The sequence below is a fragment of the uncultured Methylophaga sp. genome, from assembly GCF_947259025.1.
Taxonomy (GTDB): Bacteria; Pseudomonadota; Gammaproteobacteria; order Nitrosococcales; family Methylophagaceae; genus Methylophaga.
Map to the genome: position 1 here is coordinate 480,070 of NZ_CAMYKO010000004.1, position 25,579 is coordinate 505,648.

24 protein-coding genes are annotated in these 25,579 nt (G+C 53.8%); 16 read left to right on the forward strand and 8 right to left on the reverse strand.

Annotated elements, in window-relative coordinates; translation table 11 throughout:
• Positions 1 to 259: 259 nt before the first annotated feature.
• From grpE to dapB, 4 genes are all read left to right on the forward strand, one after another.
• Positions 260 to 808 carry a nucleotide exchange factor GrpE gene (gene grpE, locus Q0X64_RS05630; RefSeq protein WP_297809663.1) on the forward strand — a complete coding sequence of 183 codons (549 nt, stop codon included), beginning with the start codon at positions 260 to 262 and terminating at the stop codon, positions 806 to 808.
• 97 nt (positions 809 to 905) lie between these two features.
• Complete coding sequence (gene dnaK / locus Q0X64_RS05635; RefSeq protein ID WP_297809666.1) at positions 906 to 2,825, forward strand: molecular chaperone DnaK; 1,920 nt, start codon at positions 906 to 908, stop codon at positions 2,823 to 2,825.
• 91 nt (positions 2,826 to 2,916) lie between these two features.
• Positions 2,917 to 4,035 carry a molecular chaperone DnaJ gene (dnaJ, locus tag Q0X64_RS05640; RefSeq protein WP_297809668.1) on the forward strand — a complete coding sequence of 373 codons (1,119 nt, stop codon included), beginning with the start codon at positions 2,917 to 2,919 and terminating at the stop codon, positions 4,033 to 4,035.
• Between the two features lie 60 nt (positions 4,036 to 4,095).
• Positions 4,096 to 4,899: a 4-hydroxy-tetrahydrodipicolinate reductase gene (dapB, locus tag Q0X64_RS05645; RefSeq protein ID WP_297809671.1), complete on the forward strand. Its 804-nt coding sequence runs from the start codon at positions 4,096 to 4,098 to the stop codon at positions 4,897 to 4,899.
• 37 nt (positions 4,900 to 4,936) lie between these two features.
• On the opposite strand, the gene Q0X64_RS05650 is transcribed toward dapB, so the two are convergent.
• On the reverse strand, positions 4,937 to 5,509 hold the full coding sequence (locus Q0X64_RS05650; protein WP_297809674.1) for a tetratricopeptide repeat protein: 573 nt from the start codon (positions 5,507 to 5,509) through the stop codon (positions 4,937 to 4,939).
• A 9-nt stretch (positions 5,510 to 5,518) separates the two neighbouring features.
• Positions 5,519 to 7,882: a penicillin-binding protein 1B gene (gene mrcB, locus Q0X64_RS05655; protein ID WP_297809677.1), complete on the reverse strand. Its 2,364-nt coding sequence runs from the start codon at positions 7,880 to 7,882 to the stop codon at positions 5,519 to 5,521.
• A gap of 381 nt (positions 7,883 to 8,263) precedes the next feature.
• Between mrcB and Q0X64_RS05660 the strand changes: the two genes are divergently transcribed.
• From Q0X64_RS05660 to rluB, 12 genes are all read left to right on the forward strand, one after another.
• Positions 8,264 to 8,818, forward strand: a complete 555-nt coding sequence (locus tag Q0X64_RS05660; protein ID WP_297809680.1) for a thioredoxin family protein — start codon at positions 8,264 to 8,266, stop codon at positions 8,816 to 8,818.
• A 26-nt stretch (positions 8,819 to 8,844) separates the two neighbouring features.
• Entirely contained in the window at positions 8,845 to 10,833 is a 1,989-nt protein-coding gene (tkt, locus tag Q0X64_RS05665; RefSeq protein WP_297809683.1) for a transketolase, read from the forward strand.
• Between the two features lie 146 nt (positions 10,834 to 10,979).
• A complete protein-coding gene (gene gap / locus Q0X64_RS05670) occupies positions 10,980 to 11,978 on the forward strand; it encodes a type I glyceraldehyde-3-phosphate dehydrogenase (protein WP_297809686.1) in 999 nt (332 codons plus the stop codon).
• A gap of 120 nt (positions 11,979 to 12,098) precedes the next feature.
• Complete coding sequence (locus Q0X64_RS05675; protein ID WP_297809689.1) at positions 12,099 to 13,283, forward strand: phosphoglycerate kinase; 1,185 nt, start codon at positions 12,099 to 12,101, stop codon at positions 13,281 to 13,283.
• A 28-nt stretch (positions 13,284 to 13,311) separates the two neighbouring features.
• Positions 13,312 to 14,748: a pyruvate kinase gene (gene pyk, locus Q0X64_RS05680; protein ID WP_297809692.1), complete on the forward strand. Its 1,437-nt coding sequence runs from the start codon at positions 13,312 to 13,314 to the stop codon at positions 14,746 to 14,748.
• A gap of 199 nt (positions 14,749 to 14,947) precedes the next feature.
• Positions 14,948 to 16,018 carry a class II fructose-bisphosphate aldolase gene (gene fba / locus Q0X64_RS05685; protein ID WP_297809694.1) on the forward strand — a complete coding sequence of 357 codons (1,071 nt, stop codon included), beginning with the start codon at positions 14,948 to 14,950 and terminating at the stop codon, positions 16,016 to 16,018.
• A gap of 109 nt (positions 16,019 to 16,127) precedes the next feature.
• Positions 16,128 to 16,502, forward strand: coding sequence for a fluoride efflux transporter CrcB (gene crcB / locus Q0X64_RS05690; RefSeq protein ID WP_297809696.1), 375 nt, complete (start codon positions 16,128 to 16,130; stop codon positions 16,500 to 16,502).
• Entirely contained in the window at positions 16,499 to 16,798 is a 300-nt protein-coding gene (locus Q0X64_RS05695) for a DUF190 domain-containing protein (RefSeq protein WP_297809699.1), read from the forward strand. Before crcB ends, Q0X64_RS05695 begins: the two co-directional genes overlap by 4 nt.
• A 7-nt stretch (positions 16,799 to 16,805) precedes the next feature.
• Positions 16,806 to 18,080 (forward strand): serine--tRNA ligase, encoded by a 1,275-nt coding sequence (gene serS, locus Q0X64_RS05700; protein WP_297809702.1) that lies wholly within the window; start codon positions 16,806 to 16,808, stop codon positions 18,078 to 18,080.
• The gene (locus Q0X64_RS05705; RefSeq protein ID WP_297809704.1) at positions 18,073 to 18,759 is read left to right on the forward strand and encodes a site-2 protease family protein; all 687 of its coding nucleotides are present in this window, start codon (positions 18,073 to 18,075) and stop codon (positions 18,757 to 18,759) included. The genes serS and Q0X64_RS05705 overlap by 8 nt, the downstream gene beginning before the upstream one ends.
• A gap of 22 nt (positions 18,760 to 18,781) precedes the next feature.
• Complete coding sequence (locus tag Q0X64_RS05710; protein ID WP_297809706.1) at positions 18,782 to 19,999, forward strand: tryptophan--tRNA ligase; 1,218 nt, start codon at positions 18,782 to 18,784, stop codon at positions 19,997 to 19,999.
• A gap of 14 nt (positions 20,000 to 20,013) precedes the next feature.
• On the forward strand, positions 20,014 to 20,910 hold the full coding sequence (gene rluB / locus Q0X64_RS05715) for a 23S rRNA pseudouridine(2605) synthase RluB (protein WP_297809709.1): 897 nt from the start codon (positions 20,014 to 20,016) through the stop codon (positions 20,908 to 20,910).
• A gap of 43 nt (positions 20,911 to 20,953) precedes the next feature.
• Here the strand turns inward: rluB and Q0X64_RS05720 are convergent, their stop codons facing one another.
• From Q0X64_RS05720 to Q0X64_RS05745, 6 genes are all read right to left on the reverse strand, one after another.
• The gene (locus Q0X64_RS05720) at positions 20,954 to 21,892 is read right to left on the reverse strand and encodes a GGDEF domain-containing protein (RefSeq protein ID WP_297809712.1); all 939 of its coding nucleotides are present in this window, start codon (positions 21,890 to 21,892) and stop codon (positions 20,954 to 20,956) included.
• Positions 21,893 to 22,012: 120 nt separating this feature from the next.
• Positions 22,013 to 22,702, reverse strand: coding sequence for an SDR family NAD(P)-dependent oxidoreductase (locus Q0X64_RS05725; protein ID WP_297809715.1), 690 nt, complete (start codon positions 22,700 to 22,702; stop codon positions 22,013 to 22,015).
• Positions 22,703 to 22,707: 5 nt separating this feature from the next.
• Positions 22,708 to 23,073, reverse strand: coding sequence for a hypothetical protein (locus Q0X64_RS05730; protein WP_297809718.1), 366 nt, complete (start codon positions 23,071 to 23,073; stop codon positions 22,708 to 22,710).
• A 55-nt stretch (positions 23,074 to 23,128) separates the two neighbouring features.
• Positions 23,129 to 24,415: a hydroxysqualene dehydroxylase HpnE gene (gene hpnE / locus Q0X64_RS05735; RefSeq protein ID WP_297809721.1), complete on the reverse strand. Its 1,287-nt coding sequence runs from the start codon at positions 24,413 to 24,415 to the stop codon at positions 23,129 to 23,131.
• Positions 24,412 to 25,260: a presqualene diphosphate synthase HpnD gene (gene hpnD / locus Q0X64_RS05740; RefSeq protein WP_297809724.1), complete on the reverse strand. Its 849-nt coding sequence runs from the start codon at positions 25,258 to 25,260 to the stop codon at positions 24,412 to 24,414. The genes hpnE and hpnD overlap by 4 nt, the downstream gene beginning before the upstream one ends.
• On the reverse strand, positions 25,257 to 25,559 hold the full coding sequence (locus Q0X64_RS05745) for a (2Fe-2S) ferredoxin domain-containing protein (protein WP_297809727.1): 303 nt from the start codon (positions 25,557 to 25,559) through the stop codon (positions 25,257 to 25,259). Before Q0X64_RS05745 ends, hpnD begins: the two co-directional genes overlap by 4 nt.
• Positions 25,560 to 25,579 lie beyond the last annotated feature (20 nt).

The window sequence follows — 25,579 nt, forward strand, 5'->3', positions numbered from 1 at the left end:
ACAAAAGGGCAGCCCATGCTCGCCCTTCGGGTTCCCTGCGCTTCTCAAATAATTCGGGCATGACGAAACTCGCTGCGCTCACACAGCCGTCATGCTTGATCCGAATCATTTTCCGATGCTCGGCATCGCATCAGGGCACTATGGCCTGATCCACAGCGGCGTTTAGCCTTGTTGATTAATAATTACTTTTTCCCCTTGAAAACCATTTTTTTAACCCCAAATTGGGGTTCTGTTAGAAGCAAACCGGAATGATGACATCATGAGCAACGAAGAAATCGAAAAGCCTGAAGACACTCAGGAAGCGGTCAACGATGCTGAAGAGCCGCAAGCACAAGCTGAGCCTGAACAGGACAGTGAAAAGCTGCTTGAGGATGCACGCAACAAAGCCGATGAGCACTGGAATGAGCTGCTGCTCGCCCGTGCCGATCTGGAGAATATGCGTCGTCGTCATGCTCGGGATCTGGAAAATGCGCACAAGCATTCTCTGGATAAATTCGTCAATGAATTGCTGCCCATCTGCGACAGTCTGGAACTGGGCCTGAGCGCAGCACATAAAGACGAGGCCACGCTGGAAACCGTGCGTGAAGGCATGGATATGACGCTGAAAATGCTGCTCGGCAATATCGGCAAACTGGGTTTGGAGCAGATCAACCCGGAAGGTGAGACCTTTGATCCGGAACTGCACCAGGCGGTGTCCATGCAGCCGGCCGAAGGCACTGAAGCCAATACCGTGATCAGCGTGATGCAGAAAGGCTACAGCTTTAACGGCCGCGTTATCCGCCCCGCCATGGTGGTGGTCGCGCAATAAATCCTCGGGCGGACTTGAATTTTTCAATTTGTCCCCCAATTAATCAGTCAAGGGCTAGAAACAGCCAGCAAGCTATAAGAATGATGGAGTGATAACTATGGGTAAAATTATTGGTATCGACCTGGGGACCACCAACTCCTGTGTCGCAGTAATGGAAGACGGTAAGCCACGCGTAATTGAAAACAGCGAAGGCGACCGCACCACACCTTCAATCGTTGCCTTTACCAAGGACGACGAAGTTTTGGTCGGCCAGTCTGCCAAACGTCAGGCGGTCACCAACCCCAGCAATACCCTGTACGGTATTAAGCGTCTGATCGGCCGTAAATTCAAAGAGAAAGTCGTTCAGCGTGATATCGACATGGTGCCTTACAAAATTATCGAAGCTGATAACGGCGATGCCTGGGTATCAGTGAATGATAAGAAAATGGCGCCGCCGGAAATTTCTGCCCGCGTTCTGATGAAAATGAAGAAAACTGCGGAAGAATTTTTGGGCGAAGAAGTCACCGAGGCGGTCGTGACCGTACCGGCTTACTTCAACGACTCACAGCGTCAGGCGACTAAAGACGCCGGTAAGATCGCGGGTCTGGAAGTCAAACGTATTATCAACGAGCCGACTGCGGCCGCACTGGCCTACGGCATGGACAAAAAACGCGGTGACTCAACCGTTGTGGTTTATGACCTGGGTGGTGGTACTTTCGACGTATCAATCATCGAAATCGCCGACATCGAAGGTGAGCATCAGTTCGAAGTACTGGCGACCAACGGTGATACTTTCCTGGGTGGTGAAGACTTTGATCAACGCATCATCGACCACCTGGTAGAACAGTTCAAGAAAGATCAGGGCGTCGACCTGGGTAAAGATCCTCTGGCGCTGCAACGTCTGAAAGACGCGGCAGAAAAAGCCAAGATCGAGCTGTCATCAAGCCAGCAGACCGATATCAACCTGCCGTATATCACGGCTGATCAGAGCGGTCCCAAACATATGGAACTGCGCCTGACTCGTGCCAAGCTGGAATCTTTGGTCGAAGACCTGATTACCCGCAGCATGGAACCCTGCAAAATGGCACTGAAAGACGCCGGCCTTTCGACCTCGGAAATTGACGACGTGATTCTGGTCGGTGGTCAGACCCGTATGCCGAAAGTGCAGGAAGCGGTGAAGGACATGTTCGGCAAAGAGCCGCGCAAAGACGTTAACCCTGACGAAGCGGTTGCTTTGGGTGCTTCTATCCAGGCTGCGGTACTGGCCGGTGACGTTAAAGACGTGCTGCTGCTAGACGTAACCCCACTGAGCCTGGGTATCGAAACTATGGGCGGTGTCATGACTAAGCTGGTCGACAAGAACACCACCATCCCAACCAAGGCCAACCAGGTGTTCTCGACTGCCGAAGACAATCAGCCTGCGGTAACCATCCATGTACTTCAGGGTGAACGTGAAATGGCGTCAGCGAATAAATCTCTGGGTCGTTTCGACCTGGCTGATATTCCGCCAGCACCACGTGGCGTGCCGCAGATTGAAGTGACCTTCAATATCGACGCCAACGGTATCCTGCACGTGTCGGCTAAAGATAAGGCGACCGGCAAGGAACAGTCTATCGTCATCAAGGCTTCAAGTGGCCTGAGCGACGACGAAGTTGAGCAAATGGTGAAAGATGCGGAAGCCCACGCCGAGGAAGATAAGAAATTCCACGAGCTGGTCACCGCCCGTAACCAGGCTGACGCGCTGATCCACGCGACCAATAAGTCGCTGAAAGATCTGGGCGATAAAGTCGAAGACGACGAGAAAGCCAATATCGAATCAGCTGTCGAAGCCCTGCAGGAAGCCATTAAGGGTGAAGACAAAGACGATATCGACGCCAAGACTCAGGCGCTGAGCGAAGCGTCTGCCAAACTGGCTGAGCGGGCTTATGCTGAAAACGCAGAAGCCGGTGAAGGTGCTGCCGCTGAAGACAGTGCCCAGTCAGGCGACGATGTGGTTGACGCCGAGTTCGAAGAAGTCGACGAAGACAACAAAAAATAATACCCGACAGGGGTATGCGTAACGAGGCAAACAGGCGTCAGGTCACACCGGCGCCTGTTTTGTCGTTTCAGAAGTTGGGATAATGACAACAATGGCCAAAAGAGACTTTTACGAGGTTTTAGGTATCTCGAAAACGGCGACTGAAGCCGAAATTAAGAAAGCCTATCGTCGCATGGCGATGAAATATCACCCGGATCGCAACCCGGATGACACCGAAGCAGAAACCAAGTTCAAGGAAGCCAAAGAAGCCTACGAGATCCTCTCCGACAGCCAGAAGCGGGCCGCTTACGATCAGTTCGGCCATGATGGCGTCGATCAATCCATGGGTGGCGGCTTCGGCCGCGGTGCAGGCGCCGGTGGTTTCAGCGATATTTTCGGCGATGTTTTCAACGATATCTTCGGTGGCGGCGGTGCCCGTCAGCAGGCTTTCCGTGGTGCTGATCTCCGTTACCGGCTGGAACTGTCTCTGGAAGAAGCCGTTGCCGGTACCACGGCGAAAATCCGTATCCCGGTCAATATCGAATGTGAAACCTGTGATGGCAGTGGTGCCAAGAAAGGCACTGAACCAGTTACCTGTACCACCTGTGGTGGCCATGGTCAGGTCCGCATCCAGCAGGGCTTTTTCACCATGCAACAGGCTTGTCCGCATTGTCGCGGTACCGGCAAGATGATCAAAGATCCTTGCCCGGACTGTCACGGCGAAGGATTAGTACAGGAACACAAAACCCTGTCGGTCAAAGTCCCGGCCGGTGTCGATACCGGCGATCGCATTCGTCTGCAGGGCGAGGGCGAACCGGGCATGAATGGCGCGCCTGCAGGTGATTTGTTTGTTGAAGTGGCGGTCAAACGCCATGACGTCTTTACCCGTGACGGCACCAACCTGTTCTGCGATGTGCCATTGGGTTTTGTCACTGCAGCACTCGGTGGTGAAGTCGAAGTGCCAACGCTTGAAGGTAAAGCCAGTCTCAAGATCCCTGAAGGCACGCAAACCGGCCAGCAGTTCCGCCTGCGCGGTAAAGGCGTCACTTCGGTACGTGGCGGTGCAACCGGTGATTTGATGTGCCGCGTCATTATCGAAACCCCGGTCAAACTCTCCAAGAAACAAAAAGAACTGCTGCAACAATTTGATGATGATATCGAGGGCAGTGGCACCAAGCACAGTCCCAAGCGCTCATCGTGGCTGGATGCGGTCAAGCGTTTTTTTGAGTAATCTTGACGGCTGAACCGGCTCGAAAGCGGGCGAGATAACAAAACGTAAGAAGGAAGGCAGATGACAATCAATATCGCGATTAACGGGGCCGCCGGCCGAATGGGCCGTTGTCTGATTCAGGCCGTGGAACAGACCGAAGGATTGGCGCTGAGCGCCGCGATTGATCGGGCCGAATCATCGCTGATTGGCGCCGATGCCGGTGAACTGGCCGGCGTCGGTAAACTTGATGTCACTATCAGCAGCGATGTGGAACAGGCCACTAAAAACAGCGATATCATCATTGATTTCACTTTGCCCGAAGTCACCATGGCCCTGTTGCCGCATTGCGTGGCGAACAACTGCCGGCCGGTGATTGGCACCACCGGTTATGATGAGTCGCAGAAGCAGGCCATTACCGAAGCCGCCGACAGAGTGGCCACCGTGCTGGCACCCAATATGAGCGTCGGCGTCAATCTGTCGCTGAAACTGCTGGATATTGCTGCCCGCGTTTTGGGTGATGATGTCGATATCGAGATTGTCGAAGCTCACCACCGCCATAAAGTGGATGCGCCATCCGGTACTGCTTTGCGTATGGGTGAAGTGGTGGCCGATGCCCTGGGCCGCGATTTGAAACAATGTGCTGTCTACGGCCGTGAAGGCCGTACCGGCGAACGGGACCGTGACACGATTGGTTTTGCCACCGTGCGCGCCGGCGATATCGTTGGCGATCACACCGTGATGTTTGCCGCCGAAGGTGAACGCGTCGAAGTCACGCATAAAGCCTCAAGCCGCATGACCTTTGCTTTTGGTGCGATGCGCGCATCAAAATGGCTGATGCAGCACGATAGCGGTCTGTTCGATATGCAGGACGTATTAGGGCTTTGAGCCTAAGCTATCCCCTGACTACCCGCTTTAAGCTTAATTAATAGCGGGCAGCCTTGTCATTGGCGGCCTGTGAGCCAGCGGGATCGCCGGCGCGCAGCCGGATTTTGGCCAGCAGGTTCCACAGGCGTTTCAGCTCTGTGTTATTGCCCTGTGCGACGGACACGCCCTTGAGTGCAACCTGCTCCGCCAGCTCATAGTCTTCCAGCTCCATATGCGTTAAAGCCAGCGAATAGTATACTTCCGCGTCTCTGGGATCGATGCGCTGGGCGCGTTGCAGACTACCTTGGGCGCCACGGTAGTCGCCTTGTGCCCGTGACTGTTCCGCATTGCTCAGCAAGGCCAGCACCGCGGGTTTTTGTCTGCTTTCGGCTCTGGGAGCGGGCTGCGGCGAAGACGGCGCCGGTTCAGCGCTAGGCCCCGAGTCGGGTAGAGGCGTAGCCACGGCAGGTTCAGAGGATTCGGGGTCGGCAGCAGGTGGTGGTGCGGGCTCGGCGCTGGCACCGCGATCATCTACCGGCGGTTGTGGCGCCTGGGTCGGGGCAATACTACAGCCTGCCATGACTGCCATTAATGCAGCCATTAGCAGGAATCGTGTTGAAGATAAAAGCATAAGCCTTCCTTATTGAAACCAGTCCTTGATCCAGTCAATTGAGCGCGTCACCGGGTCATCTCCCTCATCGGCCTGATAACAGTCGGCAGTCTGTTGCGGCGCAGTGCCTTCAACAAACGGCAGTTGCCGGGCATTATCACATTGTGCTGCCGATAATTTGCCATTGTCGCGGTTTACCCACAGCCATTCAACGTCTTCCGGCGTCGGGGCATCAAAGCTCTGTAATGGCTGATTGTCCATAAACCGGGTCCAGGCTCTTAAAGCACCGCCGGAGCCGGTAAAGGGCAAAGGTGAGTTGTCATCCTGTCCCATCCAGACCACGGCAAGACGGTTATGGCTGAAACCGGCAAACCAGCTGTCGCGCTGATCATCGGAAGTACCGGTCTTGCCGGCAACATTGATATGGGCAGGCAGAGAGCGGTAAATACTGGCGGCAGTACCCCGGCGGGTGACTTCCTGCATGGCGGTCTGCAGCAGGAAAACATCGTCGGCATTAACGGTTTGCTTGAGCTGGAACGGATAACTGGACAAGGCTTCGCCGGCACTATCGGTGACCGTGCGGATAGCACGGGCCGGCATCTGGAAGCCATTGGCCGCGATAGTCTGATACATAGTGGCGACTTCCAGCGGTGATAAACCCTGCGCGCCCAGTAATAAGGAAGGATAAGGATCCAGTTTGCGGCGCACACCCAGCCGCACCAGGGTATCGATCACATTATCCAGTCCGACATCCATCCCCAGCCTGGCGGTGGAAATATTATAGGAATGGGTCAGACCCTCAATCAGGGTCACCTCATCATGGGACTGTTTATCAAAGTTCTGCGGTTGCCAGGTCTGACCATTGGGCAAAGACAAGGAATAAGGCGAGTCGTCCAGCGGCGAGCTCAGGGTGTAGCCCTGTTCCAAAGCGGCCAGGTAGACCGCGGGCTTCACCAGTGAGCCGATTGGCCGCAGAGCATCCAGTGCCCGGTTAAAGCCCTTGTAACGAGTATTGCGGTCGCCGATCACGGCCATAACCTCACCGGTCTGCGGATCGGTTACCACCATACTGCCCTGCAACTTGTCGACCCCTTGGTAACCCTGCTCCAGGCTGTCGATGGTTTGTGTCAGCGCCTGCTCAGCCTGGTTCTGCACAATCGGATCGAGGCTGGTAAACACCCGCAGACCTTCTGAGCTAAGATCTTCATCACGGTAGTGACGACGAAGTTGACGCTTAACCAGATCCAGATAGGCCGGATAGGCCTCTTTAAGCAGGGTGCCTTTTTTCACCACATCCAGCGGCGCGGTTGAGGCCTGCTGGTATTGCTGCTGTGAAATCTGGCCTTGATCCAGTAACACTCTCAGTACCAGGTTCCGGCGTCGGGTGGCCCGCTCCGGATGTCGGCGCGGATCATAATAAGAAGGGCCTTTGACCATGCCGGCCATCAAGGCCACCTGATGCAGCTTGAGTTCCTGTATCGGTTGGGCAAAGAAATAGTGGGCGCCAAGTCCGAAGCCGTGTATGGCACGCGAACCGTCCTGCCCCAGATAGACCTCGTTGAGATAAGCTTCAAGGATTTCATCTTTGCTGTAATGCAGCTCCAGCAGCATCGCCATCGGCATTTCCAGCAGCTTGCGGATCAGCGTTCGGTCAGAGGTCAGGTAAAAGTTTTTGATCAATTGTTGGGTCAGTGTACTGCCGCCCTGCACAAATCCGCCGGCCTTGATATTGGCGACCATGGCGCGGGCAATCCCCTTGGGAGAGATGCCTAAGTGATCATAAAAGTCACGGTCTTCTATGGCGATCAGCGCTGCCACCAGACTGTCAGGGGCATCTTCCAACTGAATCAGATCGCGATCTTCATTGTTGAGCGGATAAATGCCGCCGATCAGCACCGGCTCCAGACGCACCAGGGCCAGTTCGTTACCCTGGTAGTCACTGATACCGGAAATGCCTTCGCGGTTGAAGTCGAGCACCAGTCGCCGGGCGGGTTCCGAACCATCGGTGAACTCAAACCCGCGACTGGCAATAATGGCACGCGAGGCCGAAAACGCCGCCTGCCCGGGCTTGGAGGCACGACTGACAAACTGGTAACCAAGCCCACGCAGTTCGACTTTCAGATCCTGCATTGATAACGGCGAACCGGCATAAAGCTCCAGCGGACGCGCATAGACTTTGGCCGGTACCGCCCAGCGCTTACCTTCAAACTGGTGACGAATCTGCACATCAAGGAACAGCAACAACAAACCCAGCAAGACCAGCGCGGTAAAGAGAATTTTGAACAGCGTCGCTTTGCTGATAAAACCACGATGGTTTTTGGGGCTATTACGGCGTTGCCGGCGCTTGGCCGGGGTGGCTTTTTTGGTGGTTTTGCTGGTTTTTTTACGGGCCATATATAATGTTGTCTGGGTTGAATTCTGGTGGAACGGACGAAACAATAAAGCATCCGCCGACTGATTTCTGTTAATCAGCTTGCAGGCTGATGGATTCAGTGGACACTAGTCTCAGCGTCATCACCATAAAGCCAGTATTATGCGCCAGCAGACATTTTTTTGCTTGTTGCTGCCCTTAACACCAACGCGATCTCAGCAGGCTGCGGGCATGCATTGCAGCGATGGTTTTTTGACTTGATACAAAGACCTGCGCGAGTTGGACTGAGTCTGCGGCCTGATTTCGCATTATGCAAATTGTCTGGTAATATGCTCAACTCCAAACGGGTTTCATGCGTTTTTTTGCAGCTGAAACCGCGAGAAAAGCAACTGAAGTGAGCGTTTATGGCTTTAGAGACCCCAGTCTGTGATTTCGGCCAGCCTGCCATCGATTTTTCGCTGCCAGGCACAGACGGCAAAATCTGGACATTGGATGATTGTCGCGGTGAAAATGGCCTGCTGGTCATGTTCATCTGCAACCATTGTCCCTATGTGCAGGCGGTACTCGATCGACTGGTTCGCGACACCGCCGAACTCAAGCAACTCGGCATCAACGCGGTTGCCATCATGGCCAATGATGTGGATGACTATCCGGAAGACTCGTTCGACAATATGCAAAAGCTTGCCGAGCAGCAGGGGTTTTCCTTTCCTTATTTATATGACGAAACACAACAGGTTGCCCAGGCCTACGGGGCAGTCTGTACACCTGACTTTTTCGGGTATAACAAAGACCTGCAACTGCATTACCGTGGTCGTCTGGATGCCAGCCGCAAGCAGGCGGCAGAGCCGGATGTCAGGCGGGACCTGTTTGAAGCAATGAAACAGGTCGCTGAAACAGGCCACGGCCCGGAAAATCAAATACCTAGTATGGGTTGCTCGATCAAGTGGCGAGCGGCTTAATTTTTTTTAATAGGAGAATGTAGAAAATGGCTACACGTAGACATTTAGCTAATGCAATCCGTGCCTTGAGTATGGATGCAGTACAAAAGGCGAATTCTGGTCACCCGGGTGCGCCTATGGGTATGGCGGATATCGCCGAAGTCCTGTGGAACGATCACCTGAAACACAATCCTAACAACCCGGAATGGGCTGACCGTGATCGCTTTATCCTGTCTAACGGCCACGGTTCTATGCTGATTTATTCATTGCTGCACCTGACCGGTTACGACCTGCCAATGGATCAAATCAAGACATTCCGTCAGCTGCACTCTCAATGTGCCGGTCACCCTGAATACGGTTATGCGCCGGGCATCGAAACCACCACTGGTCCTCTGGGTCAGGGCATCACCAACGGTGTCGGTTTCGCCATGGCTGAAAAACTGATGGCTGACCAATTCAACAAACCAGGTCACGACATCGTTAACCACCACACCTATGTGTTCATGGGCGACGGCTGCCTGATGGAAGGCGTGTCTCACGAAGCTTGCGCGCTGGCTGGTACCTGGGGTCTGGGTAACCTGATCGCATTCTGGGATGACAACAACATCTCTATCGACGGTCACATCGATGGCTGGTACACCGATGACACTGCCAAGCGTTTCGAAGCTTACGGCTGGCACGTAGTCTCTGTTGACGGTCACGATTCTGACGCTATCAATAAAGCGATCGAAGAAGCCAAGTCGGTTAAAGACAAGCCTTCTCTGATCTGCTGTAAAACCATTATCGGTTTCGGTTCACCTAACAAATCAGCCAGCCACGACTGCCACGGTGCAGCACTGGGTGAAGAAGAAGTGGCACTGACCCGTAAAGAACTGGGTTGGGATGCTGAGCCATTTGTTATCCCAGAAGACGTTTATGAAGGTTGGGATGCCAAGGCTAAAGGTGAAGCGGCTGAAGCAGAATGGAACAAGAAGTTCGACGCTTATGCAGCGGAATACCCAGCAGAGGCGGCTGAGTTCAAACGCCGTATGGCCGGCGAACTGCCAGCTAACTGGAAAGAAGCCACTGACAAGATGATCGCTGATATCAACGACGAAGCACCAAGCGTGGCTTCTCGTAAAGCATCTCAACAAGTCATTTCTGCGCTGGCTCCAACCCTGCCGGAATTCCTGGGCGGTTCTGCAGACCTGACCGGTTCTAACCTGACCAGCTGTTCAAGTTTCAAACACGTTTCCGGTAAAGAGCCAGGTAACTACATCTCTTACGGTGTCCGTGAATTCGGTATGTTTGCCATCATGAACGGTATGGCGCTGCACGGTGGTCTGCTGCCATTCGGCGGTACTTTCCACATGTTCTCTGACTATGCCAAAAACGCGCTGCGTATGGCGTCACTGATGAAGCAGCGCACCATCGCTGTTTTGACTCATGACTCTATTGGTCAGGGTGAAGATGGTCCGACTCACCAACCTATCGAACAGTCTGCCGGTCTGCGTTACATCCCGAATATGGATGTGTGGCGTCCGTCTGATGCCACCGAGGTTGCCGTGGCCTGGACTGCTGCCATTGAACGTAACGATGGTCCTTCAAGCCTGGTGTTCAGTCGTCAGGGTATCCCGGGTCGTAAACACGACGCAGCTGACTTTGACGCCATCCGTAAAGGCGGCTACGTGCTGTCTGAAGCTGAAGGCGGCGACGCTGACGTTATCCTGATTGCGACCGGTTCAGAAGTGGATCTGGCTGCGAAAGCTCAGGAAGCGCTGAAAGCCGACGGTATCAAGGCACGCGTTGTTTCCATGCCTTCTACCACTGTGTTTGACCGTCAGGACCAAGCATACAAAGACAGCATCCTGACACCAGGTGTCAAACGTGTGTCTGTTGAAGCGGGTGTAACTGACTTCTGGCGTAAGTATGTCGGCCTGGAAGGCGGCACTGTGGGTATCGATACCTTCGGTGAATCTGCTAAAGGTCCCGACCTGTTTGAACACTTCGGCTTTACTGTCGATAACGTGGTCAAAACTGTTAAAGCAACCCTGTAATCGGATTGATTTAATAGTACCGAAAATGACCAGCGGGCTTCTGCCCGCTGGTTTTTTTTCGCCTGAGACTTTAAAGTTTAAGAAGTAATTGCTTGCGCACGAGTTTTTAGTTCTTAAACAGCTATTCAGTTCAGAGAGGAAATCGTATGACTATTAAAGTAGGTATCAATGGATTCGGCCGTATCGGTCGTATGGCTTTTCGTGCCGCGGTCAAGGACTTTGCCGATATTGAAGTGGTCGCCATCAATGATCTGCTTGACCCAAAATACCTGGCCTACATGCTGAAATACGATTCGGTTCATGGCCGCTTTGACGGTGAAGTGGATGTTAAAGACGGCAACCTGGTGGTCAATGGCAAAACTATCCGCGTGACCGCAGAGCGCAACCCCGCCGATCTCAAATGGGATGAAGTGGAGGCCGAGCTGGTGATTGAGTGTACCGGCTTTTTCCTAACTGAAGACAGCTGCCAGGCTCACCTTGAGGCCGGTGCCAAAAAAGTCGTGCAATCGGCCCCCTCAAAAGATCACACACCGATGTTTGTCTATGGCGTCAATCACAAAGACTACAGTGGTGAGGCGATTGTCTCCGCCGCTTCCTGCACCACCAATGCGCTGGCGCCTGTGGCCAAAGTGCTGCATGACAGCTTCGGCATCAAGCGTGGCTTGATGACCACCGTGCATGCCGCGACTGCGACTCAGAAAACTGTTGATGGCCCATCGATGAAAGACTGGCGCGGTGGCCGCGGTATCCTGGAAAACATTATTCCATCGTCAACCGGTGCCGCCAAAGCAGTGGGTAAAGTCCTGCCTGATCTGAACGGCAAGCTGACCGGCATGGCGTTCCGCGTCCCCACCTCGGATGTGTCAGTGGTCGATCTCACGGCGGAGCTCAACAAAGGTGCCAGTTATGATGAAATCTGCACGGCAATGAAAGCCGCTGCTGGCGGTGAACTACAAGGTGTGTTGGGATACACCGATGAAAGCGTGGTATCGACCGACTTCCGTGGTCACACCGCACCATCCAACTTTGATGCCGGCGCTGGCATCGCGCTCGATAGCACATTCGTCAAAGTGGTCGCCTGGTATGACAATGAATATGGATATACCTGCAACATGATGCGCATGGTGCAGCATGTGGGACAGTAATCGTACCTTCACAAATTGAGGGCACAATCAAAAGGCCTCCTCTGGTCGGGAGGCCTTTTTTATGCCTGCAACGCTATACTGGTGTTGATGCACAAGCATTAAAAAAGAGAGGAAATCTGCATGTCCGTAATCAAGATGGCTGATTTAGACCTGGCCGGTAAACGGGTCTTAATTCGACAGGATCTCAACGTGCCCCTAAAAAGAGGCGTCGTCGCCGACGGCACACGTATTCATGCCTCATTGCCGACCATTAAAATGGCACTTGAGAAAGGCGCCAAGGTCATGATTATGTCGCATCTTGGCCGTCCTACCGAGGGCGAATACGTGCATCAGTATTCAATGGCGCCGGTTGCTAACTATCTGTCGGCCTTGCTCGAACAACCGGTCAGGCTTGAGCAGAACTGGCTGGAGCCGGACTTCATTCCGGTCGAAGACGGTGAAGTCGTGCTCTGTGAAAACGTTCGCTTCAATATTGGTGAAAAGAAAAACGACGATGCCTTGTCACAACGTATGGCGAAAATGTGCGATGTGTATGTAATGGATGCGTTTGGCACCGCCCATCGCGCCCAGGCATCGACTCATGGTGTAGCAAAATATGCTCCGATCGCCTGTGCCGGCCCTCTGCTGGCGGGTGAGCTGGAAGCATTGGGTAAAGCGCTGGATAATCCGGCCCGTCCTATGATCGCCATTGTCGGTGGCTCCAAGGTTTCAACCAAACTGACCGTGCTGGAAACGCTGTCCAAACAGGTTGATCAACTGATTGTCGGTGGGGGGATCGCCAATACCTTTATTGCTGCCGAGGGTCATAACGTCGGTAAGTCACTTTATGAAGATGATTTGATCGACACCTGTAAAGGCCTGCGCGCTGCTGCCCAGTCCAAGGGCGGCGATATCCCGGTGCCCAGTGATGTGGTCTGTGGTAAGGAATTTGCCGAAAACGCCGAGGCCGAAACCAAGAGGGTTTCCGAGGTCGAAGACGATGATATGATATTTGATATTGGCCCCAAAACGGCTGAGCAACTCGCCGAGATTCTCAAATCGGCGGGCACCATCGTCTGGAACGGCCCGGTCGGTGTGTTTGAGTTCAGCCAGTTTGGTGAAGGCACCAAGGAGATCGCGATGGCGATAGCCGAATCCGATGCTTTCTCTATCGCCGGCGGTGGCGACACGCTGGCGGCAGTGTCCAAGTACAAAATCTGCGACGATATTTCTTATATTTCCACTGGTGGCGGTGCTTTCCTGGAGTTCCTGGAAGGCAAAAAGCTGCCTGCGGTTGAAATACTGGAGCAACGCGCATTAGGTTAAATCAGGCTTAACAAAAAGGGAGTGCTTTGTGACGGCCATTCGACGCACCAAAATTGTGGCAACACTGGGACCGGCTTCACATAGCACGGAAGTGCTGGACGCGATGTTCGAAGCCGGCATGAATGTAGTCAGGCTGAACTTCTCACACGGCGAACCCTCGGCCCATATCAGCCTGGCGGGCCGGGTCAGGGAGCGAGCCCGTATCTGTCACAAACCAGTCGGTGTACTGGCGGACTTGCAAGGCCCCAAGATCCGTATCGCACGCTTTTATCAAGGCAAGGTGCTGCTGGAACCCGGACACAGCTTTGTGCTTGATGCCGGACTGGGTGCTGATGACGGTGATGAGCATCAGGTCGGGATTGATTACAAGGCCTTGCCAAGTGATGTGGCGGCGGAAGATACTTTATTGCTGGATGATGGCCGTATCATTCTGCGGGTCGAGTATGTAGAAGAACAACGCATCATGACCCGAGTCATCGTCGGCGGGTTGTTGTCCAATAACAAAGGCATTAATCGACAGGGCGGCGGTTTATCGGCCGGCGCGCTGACCGATAAGGACAAGAAGGATATTATTACTGCCGCCCGCATGCAGGCCGATTACCTGGCAGTGTCATTTCCACGCAGCGCTGCCGATATTGAAAAGGCCCGCTATCTGTTGCGCGCCGCCGGTGGTCATGGCGCTATTGTGGCCAAGATCGAGCGTGCGGAAGCGGTTGAAGCCATTGATGAAATCATTGAAGCTGCTGATGCCATCATGATCGCCCGCGGTGATCTGGGGGTGGAAATGGGCGATGCCGCCCTGCCGCCAATCCAGAAACGCATTATCAGCGAGGCGCGGCGCAGAAACCGGGTCACCATCACCGCGACGCAAATGATGGAATCGATGATTGAAAACCCGATTCCGACCCGGGCTGAAGTGTTTGATGTGGCCAATGCCGTGCTTGATGGCACTGACGCCGTCATGTTGTCGGGCGAGACCGCGATGGGCAAGAACCCCATCAAAACCATTGCCGCCATGCACCGTATTTGTCTGCAGGCCGAACAGGAACGGGAAATCCGGGTTTCGCGACATCGCATTGATTCCCATTTTGAGCGAATGGATGAAGCCATTGCGATGGGAGCGATGTATATGGCCAATCATCTGAATGTCAAAGCTATCGCAGCGCTGACTGAATCAGGGGCGACTGTGTTATCGATGTCGCGGATCAGTTCCGGTATTCCGATCTTTGCCCTTACGCCACATGAAGACACCGCCCGGCTGGTCACGCTTTACCGGGGCGTCTATCCGATAAAATTCACCGGCGGCCAGGGTGACCATGCCGCGCTGAATCGGGAAATGGTGGCGGAACTGGCACGTCGCGGTGTCGTCAGTGATGGTGATATAGTGATTATTACCAAGGGCGATCTGGAGGCCGCCGGCAGTACCAATGCACTCAAGCTGGTTCGTGTCGGAGATATGGTCTAGCCCGGGTCAATGGTCAAAGCTGTGAATTAGGCAGCGCTCAGGCTTGCGTTAGCGCCTTCGTTATGACTGATAAAGCATCAAACAAGGCGTAATATATGCTCTGTAGAATGACTACATCGCGTGCTCTCCATGCTTGCGAGGTAAAAAGTCCTCAAGCCGTGGCGGAGAGAAAAGCAAGCCCTAATAAAGGAGAGGAATTATGGCTCTCATTTCATTACGTCAATTACTGGATTATGCGGCTGAAAATGAATTCGGTGTGCCGTCATTCAACGTCAATAACCTGGAACAGGTACAGGCGATTATGGATGCGGCCGTGGCAGCAGACAGCCCGGTTATTATGCAAGCCAGCGCCGGTGCCAGAAGTTATGCCGGTGAGCCGTTTCTCAGACATCTGATTCTGGCCGCTTTGGAAACCTATCCGGATATTCCGGTGGTCTTGCACCAGGATCATGGTGCCTCACCCAGTGTCTGTGCCCGATCGATCCAATCCGGCTTCAGCTCGGTGATGATGGACGGTTCGCTGCAGGAGGATATGAAAACCCCGGCAGAATATGAATATAACGTCAGAGTCACCCGTGAAGTCGTTGATATGGCCCATGCCTGCGGCGTCTCGGTCGAGGGCGAACTGGGCTGCCTTGGCTCGCTTGAGTCTGGCATGATGGGCGAAGAAGATGGACATGGTGCTGAAGGCAAGCTGGACCGAGAGAAACTGCTCACCGATCCGGACGAGGCAGTGGACTTTGTTAAACGCACCGAAGTTGATGCGCTCGCAGTGGCGATCGGTACCAGTCATGGTGCCTACAAATTCACCCGGCCGCCGACCGGGGAGATTCTGGCTATCGATCGTATTCGCGAATTACGTCAGAAACTGCCCAATACCCATTTTGTCATGCACGGCTCCAGCTCGGTGCCGCAGGACTGGCTGAAGATCATCAATACCCACGGCGGTGACCTCGGTGAAACCTACGGGGTACCGGTGGAAGAAATTGTCGAAGGCATCAAGTCCGGTGTGCGCAAAGTCAATATCGATACTGACCTGCGTATGGCCTCAACCGGGGCAATACGACAGTTTATGACTGATGAAAAAAACAAGTCGGTATTTGACCCACGCAAATTTCTCAAAGCCTCAACAGCAGCGATGCAGGCCATTTGCCAGGCTCGCTACGAGGCCTTTGGCAGTGCGGGCCATGCAGGCCGGATCAAGCCGATACCGTTAAGTAAAATGGTTGACCGTTATCAGAGCGGTGAGCTGAAACCGGTCTTATCCTGAGCATTGCACATGGCGGCCGCCATACCGCCTTTTTTGTCTCAAACCAATCAGTTGCGAGCTAAAGGCCGGAATGCGGTAAACTACAGGTTTTGGTTATAGGGACAGGCTAGTGCAGCAACTGGTAGCGATTGCAATTGGCGGTGCCGTGGGGGCCGTGCTCAGGTTCAGCGTTTCCACCGGTGTTCACCGCATGATGGGCAAAGACTTTCCCTATGGCACATTAACTGTTAACGTGCTCGGTTCGCTGCTGATGGGGTTTTTCTTCATTATGCTGGTGGAGCGCCAGATCAGCTCTGTTGAATTGAGATCGGGCATTTTGTTCGGGGTGCTGGGGGCGTTCACTACTTTTTCCTCATTCTCGTTTGAGACACTGGCGTTACTGGAAAGCGGCGACTGGGGCAAAGCGCTTATCAATGTCTTTTTGAGCGTAAGCTGCTGTCTGCTGGCTACCTGGATAGGCTTAAGCATAGGAAGACAGTTATGAGTCAGGCTGTAACCATGGCACGCATCTACCTGATTGAGGGTAGAGACGATATCAATAAAATCATTACCCGGCTGGTAGATCTGAAAGCAAACGGTTTTACCGTTTTTAAAGGTGTTGCCGGCCTGGGCAGTGATCACCGGTTGCACAAGGCATCTTTACTGGCATTGTCATCGGAGCTGCCGATTATCATCGAGTTTTTCGACAAGCCCGAGCGCGTCACCGAGATTATTGAACAACTGGGAGATTTGGTGAAGCCCGAGCTGGTAATCAGCTGGTCTGCACAATCTGGAATTTGAGAACAACATGTTAGATCCGAAGTTACTGAGAAACGATACTGAACAAGTGGCGCAACAACTGGCGCGCCGTGGATTTGAACTGGACCTGGAACAACTGGCGCAACTGGAGCAGGAACGCAAGCAGGCGCAGCAGCAAGCCCAGGAGTTGCAGACTGAGCGAAACAGCCGTTCTAAAAATATTGGTAAAGCCAAGGCGGCCGGCGAAGACATCACCCCGCTGCTGAAAGAGATTGAAGATCTGGGCGATCGCCATAAAGCAGCCGAAGCCCGGCTGGCGGAAGTGCTGGAAAAGCTCAATGATATCGCGCTGGGTATCCCCAACCTGCCTCAGGATGACGTGCCTGCCGGTCAGGATGAATCTGAAAACGAGGAAGTGTCTCGCTGGGGCGAGCCACGCCAGTTTGATTTTGAGCCTAAAGATCACGTTGATCTGGGGGCAGCGCTGAATGGCATGGACTTTGAGACCGCAGCCAAAATCAGTGCCGCGCGTTTTGTCACGCTCAGCGGTCCGCTGGCCCGGCTGCAACGGGCTTTAACCCAATTTATGCTCGATATGCACAGTGAGCAACACGGCTATACCGAAACCTATGTGCCCTTTCTGGTGAATGCGGATTCACTGCAGGGCACCGGTCAGTTACCCAAGTTTGAAGAAGATCTGTTCAAGGTCGACGATGGCCAGTTTTATCTGATACCGACCGCAGAGGTCCCGGTCACCAATATTGTTCGTGACCATATCAGCGAAGCTGCTGAGCTGCCGCTCAAGTTTGTAGCGCATACGCCCTGTTTCCGCAGTGAAGCCGGCTCTCATGGCCGGGATGTGCGCGGCCTCATTCGCCAGCATCAGTTTGAAAAGGTAGAGCTGGTACAGGTCGTCAAACCACAGGACAGCAATGCGGCGCATGAGGAGCTCACCGCGCATGCCGAAAAAATTCTGCAACTGCTGGAGCTGCCTTACCGCAAGGTTAATTTGTGTACCGGTGATCTGGGCTTTTCTTCCACCAAGACTTACGATCTGGAAGTCTGGCTACCCAGCCAGCAGACCTATCGCGAGATTTCTTCCTGCAGTAACTTTGGCGATTTTCAGGCGCGTCGCTTGCGGGCCCGCTGGCGTAACCCGGAAACCGGTAAACCGGAACTGGTGCATACCCTCAATGGTTCCGGGCTGGCAGTCGGCCGCACCTTGCTGGCATTGATGGAAAATCACCAGCAGGCTGATGGAACCATCGCCATTCCCGAAGCTTTACGGCCGTATCTGGGTGGTCAGGATCTGATCAGTGCTTGAATTCAGTCTGGTCCAGAAGATTATTATCTGGGCGATTCCGGTTCTGTTTGCCATCACCGTGCATGAAGTGGCCCATGGCTGGGTGGCGCTCAAGCTCGGCGACCGTACCGCACAGATGATGGGACGGCTGACGTTGAATCCCTTTAAACACATCGATCCCGTCGGCACCTTGCTGGTGCCGGGGATATTACTGGTACTGGGCGGCTTTATTTTTGGCTGGGCCAAGCCGGTGCCGGTCAGCTTTCAGAACCTGCGCAGGCCCAAGGCTGATATGGCCTGGGTAGCTTTGGCCGGGCCCATGGCGAATCTGATCATGGCCTTGATTTGGGCACTGGTGGCCAAAATCGGTTTATCGCTGGCGCAGACCGGCAGTGGCATCGGTGAACCCATGCTTTTTATGGGCGTGGCCGGCATTTTGATTAATGCCATGCTGATGATGCTGAACCTGTTACCGTTGCCGCCGCTCGATGGCGGACGGGTGCTGGTCAGCGTGTTGCCCGGTCCGCTTAGCTGGCAGGTCAGCCGGCTTGAACCTTATGGTTTCGTCATTTTACTGGCGTTATTGTTCTTCGGTCTGCTGGGGCTTATTCTGTGGCCGTTGGTCAGTGCCTTGCTTAATGTGCTGGCATGGGGCTTTAATCTGCCACCGCAAATATTCAGTATTTTATCAACAGCTTGATAGCCAATATCGGGAGATCACTTTGGATACGGTAGCTTTACAGTCACGACGCATTGTTTCAGGCATGCGCCCCACCGGGCAATTGCACCTGGGGCATTACCACGGCGTGCTGAAAAACTGGGTCAAATTACAGCATGAGTTCGATTGCTTCTTTTTTGTCGCGGACTGGCATGCCCTGACCACCCACTACGAAGACAGCGGTGTGATCGAAGACAGTGTCTGGGAAATGGTGATTGACTGGCTGGCTGCCGGCATTGAACCTTCTGCCGCATCGTTGTTTTTGCAGTCCAAGGTCCCTGAACATGCTGAGCTGCACCTGCTGCTGTCGATGATGACGCCGCTGTCATGGCTGGAAAGAGTGCCGACCTACAAGGATCAGCAGGAAAAACTCAAAGAGAAAGATCTCTCAACCTATGGCTTTCTCGGTTATCCACTGCTGCAAAGTGCCGATATTCTGATTTACCGTGCCGGTCAGGTGCCGGTGGGTGAAGATCAGGTGGCTCACGTTGAACTGACCCGCGAGGTCGCACGTCGCTTTAATCATCTTTACGGTCGCGAGAAAGACTTTGAAGAAAAGGCGACCGCTGCCATTAAGAAAATGGGTAAGAAAAACGCCAAGCTCTACAACAACCTGCGTAAATCCTACCAGGAACAGGGGGACGCAGAAGCACTGGCGACCGCCCGTGAACTGCTGAAAAACCAGCAAAATCTGGCTTTAGGCGATATGGAACGCCTGTTTGGCTACCTGGAAGGGGCCGGTAAGGTGATTCTGCCCGAACCCACTTCATTACTGACACCGGCTTCAAAAATGCCGGGGCTGGATGGCCAGAAAATGTCCAAATCCTATGGCAATACAATTTCATTGCGTGAGCCGGAAGATTCACTGGCTGACAAAATCAAGCGTATGCCCACGGATACCAACCGGGTGCGGCGCAGTGACCCTGGTGATCCTGACCGCTGTCCGGTGTGGCAGTTGCACGAGGTCTATGCCGATGAAGATCAAAAACAATGGGTGCAGGAAGGCTGCCGCAGTGCGGGTATTGGCTGCCTGGACTGTAAAGGGCCATTGATCGACGCGGTCAGTGCTGAATTACGGCCGATGCGTGAGCGCGCCAATGATCTCAGTGAACATCCCGAAGACGTGCGCCGTATTATCGATGACGGCACGGCCAAAGCCCGTGAGGTCGCGCAGGAAACCCTGACTGAAGTCAGAACGGCCATGGGCCTCACCTACAAGTAAACAACAGGTTTTATATGGCAGAACGTATTCAAAAAGTCCTGGCCCGTGCCGGTTACGGCTCGCGCCGCCAGGTTGAAGCCTGGATCAAGGAAGGGCGGGTCAGTTGCAACGGCGAGACCGCAAGTCTGGGTGACCAGATCAGTGAGGGTGATCGTCTGCGTCTCGACAACAAACCGTTGTCGCCCAAACGTTTGTGGCAACAACCGCAGCAGGTGATCCTCTACAACAAGCCGATGGGTGAGGTCTGTACCCGCCGTGATCCGGAAGGCCGTCGCACCATTTTCCAGTCTCTGCCCAAGCCTGAACAGGGGCGCTGGGTCAGCGTTGGTCGTCTGGATTTGAATACCAGTGGTCTGATTATTCTGACCACTGATGGCGAACTCGCTAACCGTCTGATGCATCCGGCCAATGAAATGGATCGGGAATACGCAGTGCGGGTTTTGGGGGATGTCAGCAAGGAAATGATGCAGACCCTGCGTGACGGCGTCATGCTCGACGATGGTGAAGCCAAGTTTAACGATATCCAGGAAGCCGGCGGTGATGGGGCCAATAAATGGTTCCATGTCGTCATCCAGGAAGGCCGTAACCGCGAAGTGCGCCGCTTATGGGAAAGCCAGGGCGTGCAGGTCAGCCGCCTGATGCGGGTGCGTTACGGACCGATCATCATGCCGCAGAATCTGCGCATTGGTCACTGGACTAAATTGGAAGGTGGTGATCTGGATTATCTCTACGAACAGGCCGGCATGAAGCCGCAATCGTCAGCGAAAAGAGGCGCGCCTTCGGCTAAGTCACCCCAGTCTCAGGCCAATGCCAAGAAAGATAGCGGTAGTAAAAAAGCCGCTTCACCTTATAAAGGCAAACAGACCAGTGCGGAAAAACCGGGCCGCCGGCCCCGCATTCGCGGACGCTAGGCTAAAATCGCGCGAGCAGTGCTGGCGAGAAAAACAGGCAGCCTTAGTCAGCTAGAGTAATGCCGGCCGGTGCGCAGACTGTGACATTACGACCGGTTTGTTTAGCCCGGTACAGTGCCATATCAGCACGCTCAAACAAATGGTAGCTTTGCTCATCGGCCTGAAGCTGTGCCAGGCCCAGACTGATGGTGAAGTTAAAGCCATGTTTGCCGTCGTGGCAGAGTGTTTCCGCCACCGCAACACGCAGTCGCTCAGCGACCATACCGGCAGCTCCAATGTCGGTATTGCTGAGCAGCAATACAAACTCTTCGCCGCCAAAGCGAAAAGCCAGATCACTGCGGCGCAGGGTTTGATTGATGGTGTTAGCCAGCGTTTTCAGGGCGCGGTCACCCCCTTGGTGGCCGTAGCGATCATTAATCGCCTTGAAGTTATCAATATCCACGATCACCATAGACAAGGCGGTTTTCTGGCGCTCTGCCAGCTCTATCTCACGCTGCAGATTACTCTCGTAAGCGGCGCGATTACCCAGCCCGGTCAGTTTATCCAGCATCGCCGAATCGAGCGCCTGTTTGTACAATAAACAATTGCGCAGCGGGTACACCAGCAGGCAGAGTAAGTCTTCCAACAGTGTGATTTGAGCTTCGGTGAATTTATGGCGACGGGTGAGGGTCAGATCTCCCAGGTATTCACCATTCATCTCCAGTTTGTAATGACAGCGATGATGACGCTGCTCCCCCTCATCAATCTGGCTGCCCAGCGCCTTATTAAGATAATGAAAACTGTCAAAATGCAAAACCTGACCGATCTGCTTTTGGAAAAGTGGTAAAAGTTCATCCAACAGCAGTGTGGTTTGCAGTTTGCCCGGTAATTCTGCCGCGATCTGATCGGCTTTCTTCGGCTGCGATTTCGGCGCCTGCCGGATACGGTTTTGTCCGCCTTTGAGCAGTGTCAGTTTATTGTTATTGACTTGTTGCTGTTCCATGAGCACATCCTTTGATAGGCATGTACGTGGATTAGCGATATTTGTGCCAACATAAAAAACTGTTTAATTTCAGATATTTATAACAGGTGTGTCAGGCTTTTGACAGATCCGGTATGTTGCTTACAGAAAGCAGGCGATATATTGCGGCGCTACTACTTGAGGTTCTGGCAGATGACTGGGATCGGCAGCGGGGAAGGCTCGGGCATAAAATTCAGTTTGTACTGCGCCCGGGTCAACACAATGAACGTGGACGTTGCCCTGCGCTTCCAGTTCATCGGCGAGTTGGGCGGCAAACGCTTCGATGCCGGCTTTACTGATACCGTAAGCGCCCCAGTAAGCTTTATGGCTGTGGTCGTCAGAGGAAAAAATGATATGGCTGCCGGCTTGCTGTTTGAGCAGAGGCAAACAGACCTGAGTCAGCAGGTAAGCGGCAGTCAGATTGATATGCAGGGTTTCCAGCCAGGTTTTGTTGTCTTGGTGTTCGACCGGCGCTAACTGACCCAGACTGGCGGCACAATGTATCAGCCCGTCGAGGCGACAAAACTGCTCGCGTATGGTGTCAGCCAGTTGCTGGTAGTCGGGCAGGCTGGCACCCTTGAGATCAAGCGGATAGATAGCAGGGGCGATGCCACTGCTTTGCTCTATCTCATCATAAACCGTTTCCAAGCCTTTCAGGTTTTTATCCAGCAGGATAACGGTAGCGCCCTGTGCAGCGCAGGCATGAGCCACTGAGGCACCGATGCCGCGAGCGGCACCGGTGATCAGAATAATGCGATCATTGAGCTGATCAGCCTCAGCATTGACTGGCATCAGCCTTATTCAACAGGGATGTTCTGAGTGAACTTGGCGACGCCATCCTGGAATTGCACAGCAGTGATGCTGTCTTCACCATGCCATTCATGATGTGTCATGGACAGCGCATCAAGGGTACGGGTCTGAGTCAGATCCGGTTCACCCATTTTGGCAATGACTTCTTCTTCAGTCATACCGATGATTGAACCACTGTCAGCCTGTTCGGCAGCAGGGGCTTCTTCTTCGGCCATTTCTTCAGAAGCCATTTCTGTTGGTGCAGCAGTTTCAGTGTCTTCCATTGCTTCCTGCTCGGCACTGTCGTTGCCGCAGGCAACCAGAAACAGCCCCATGAACAAGGCAGCAAACATCAAACGAATATGATTCAACATGGCATTCCCTATTTGTTATTTTGTCAAAAATTAAGTATAGCAAGGGATCACGATATTAGCGACTGACCGCGGCCTCTGCTATTAACTGGCTCGCAGTTTGCTCACCATTAATAACAGCGCCTTCCAGAGTGGCCGGGTATGGATTGGTCACATAATCGCCGGCCAGCCACAGGCCTGTGATCTCAGTGCGATTGTTGGGTCTTTGCTGCTGAATGTCAACGGTGCAGGCAAAAGTCGCTTTTTTCTCCCTGATCACCAGGGCGTCGCTGAGTGTCCCTCGTTGTGCTGGCAGGTGGGGCGTAATTTCTCTCGCAATAATATCAATCAAAGCAGCCTTGCTCAGTTTTTCATGATAACCAGGACCGCTTATCACTACAGCGACCAGGCCGGGTCTCAGATCACTGCGATCAAACAGCCACTGGGCGATGGTGCCGCTGAGCCCGGTGATGGGGGCTGACAGGCGCATGGCACTGGAATATTGCAGGTAGACTGTGGCGATAGCATGGTGGGAGGGCTCGGGTAGCGACTGATGTGTTGCCAGTAATTGGCGGCTGACGCCGGGCGGGGTGGCAAGGATGATCTCATCTGCCTCGATCTGCGCGCCTTTATTGGTCACAAGCCCATGCACCCTGCCGTTTTCAACCAGCAGCTCACGACCACGGATCTGCAGGCTGATTTGTCCACCGTGCTGGCGAATATAACGGGCAGCTGATTCAGGCAAAACCTGGCCCAAAGGCCGCCTGGGAATCAACAGATCACTATCGCTGCGGCGACGGAATGTATCGGTCAGCACGCGTGCAAACAGGGCTGCAGAGGCGGTTTCAATCGGCGTGTTAAGCGTGGCGAGACACAAGGGCTGCCATAATTGCCGGATCAGTCTGTCGGATTGGCGCTGGTTTTTCAGCCACTGCTGCACGCTGATGTCCTGATGCGGATTAAAGCGGCGTGCCTGCAGTGCCAGCCTTGCTAGCTGACGGGATACCTGCCAGCCGTTATCAGCCAACACCCGCCAGACCAGCGACAGCGGCCAGGGCAGAAGGCGTCCGGCATTGAGCTGCAAAGGCGGATAGGCAGGATCATGCACAGTCAGTGATAAGGGCAACCTGTCAAACAAACTGTCGGGGCTTTGATCCAAATCAGCGAGTAAAGCCAGCGTCCGCCGGTAGGCACCGATTAGCAGATGCTGACCGTTATCAACTTCCAGTCCATGCCAGTCTATGCTGCGGGCCCGGCCACCCAGTTGTCTGGCTGATTCAATCAGGTGTACTTGGCGACCTTGCTGACACAGTCGAACTGCTGCTGCCAGTCCACTCCAGCCACCGCCGACGATCAGCGTGGTCATCGGGCGCGTTTTCTTTCCCGGCGCGCTGTGGTCCAGGCCAGCCAAAGTTTGCGCAGTGGTGTCAGTGACACGCGTTGCTGCATCACGCGGAAGCCGTCGCGCTCTACTTCTTCCAGCGTCGCCTGGTAAATGGCGGCCATAATCAGACCGGTACGTTGATTAAGCCGATCCTGTTCAGGCAGGGCATTGAGCGCCTGCTGATAAAAGTCACGGGCACGGTCGGCCTGGAATTTGAGCAGGGCTTCAAGCTCAGGTGTTTGCTTGAAGTTGAGCAGATCCTGTTCGCCGACATGGAAACGCTCAAGCTCATCCTGTGGCAGATAAATACGGCCCCGTTCTGCATCTTCTCGCACGTCACGGATGATATTGGTCAGTTGAAAAGCAATGCCCAGCTTCTCTGCGTAGTTGAGGGTTTTGCGGTTCTGATAACCAAAAATTTCTGCTGCCAGCAGCCCCACCACGCTGGCCACCCGATGGCAGTACAAAGCCAGATGTTTGAAACTGGCATAACGCTGCTGTTGCAGATCCATTTCCATGCCATCAATGATTTCCACAAAGTATTCCTGGTGCAGTTCGAAGTGCTGCAGCGCGGTCTGCAAGGCTTTGCCTACCGGGTGGCTGGGTGTGCCGTTGAAGGTCTGTTCAATTTCGAAGCGCCACCAGGCCAGAGTCTGGGCAGCGACATCGGGATCGGCAATCTCATCGACAGCATCATCCACTTCCCGGCAAAAGGCGTAGAGCGCGATAATGGCCTGGCGTTGCTGCTGGGGCAGAAACATAAAGCTGTAATAAAAACTGGAGCCGCTTTTTGCTGCCTTGTCCTTGCAGTATTCGTCTGGTGTCATCGTTGCAGTCTTTCTACAATTTTGCCCTGGATTAGGTGGGAGTCGATAATTTCATCGATATCGGCTTCATTCTCATAGCGATACCAGGTGCCTTCCGGATAAATCACCAGCATTGGCCCCAGCTTGCAGCGGTTAAGACAGCCGGCATTATTGACCCGAACTTTTTTCAGCTTGAGCGCTTTGACCCGTTGCTTGGCATAGTCACGCAGGGATTGCGCACCGTGTTCCTCACAATGGGCAGAGCCGTCATCGCGCTGGTGAGTGCAGAAAAACAGATGATATTTGTATATTTGTGCCATGGCGGTAAAGGATAGCTGAC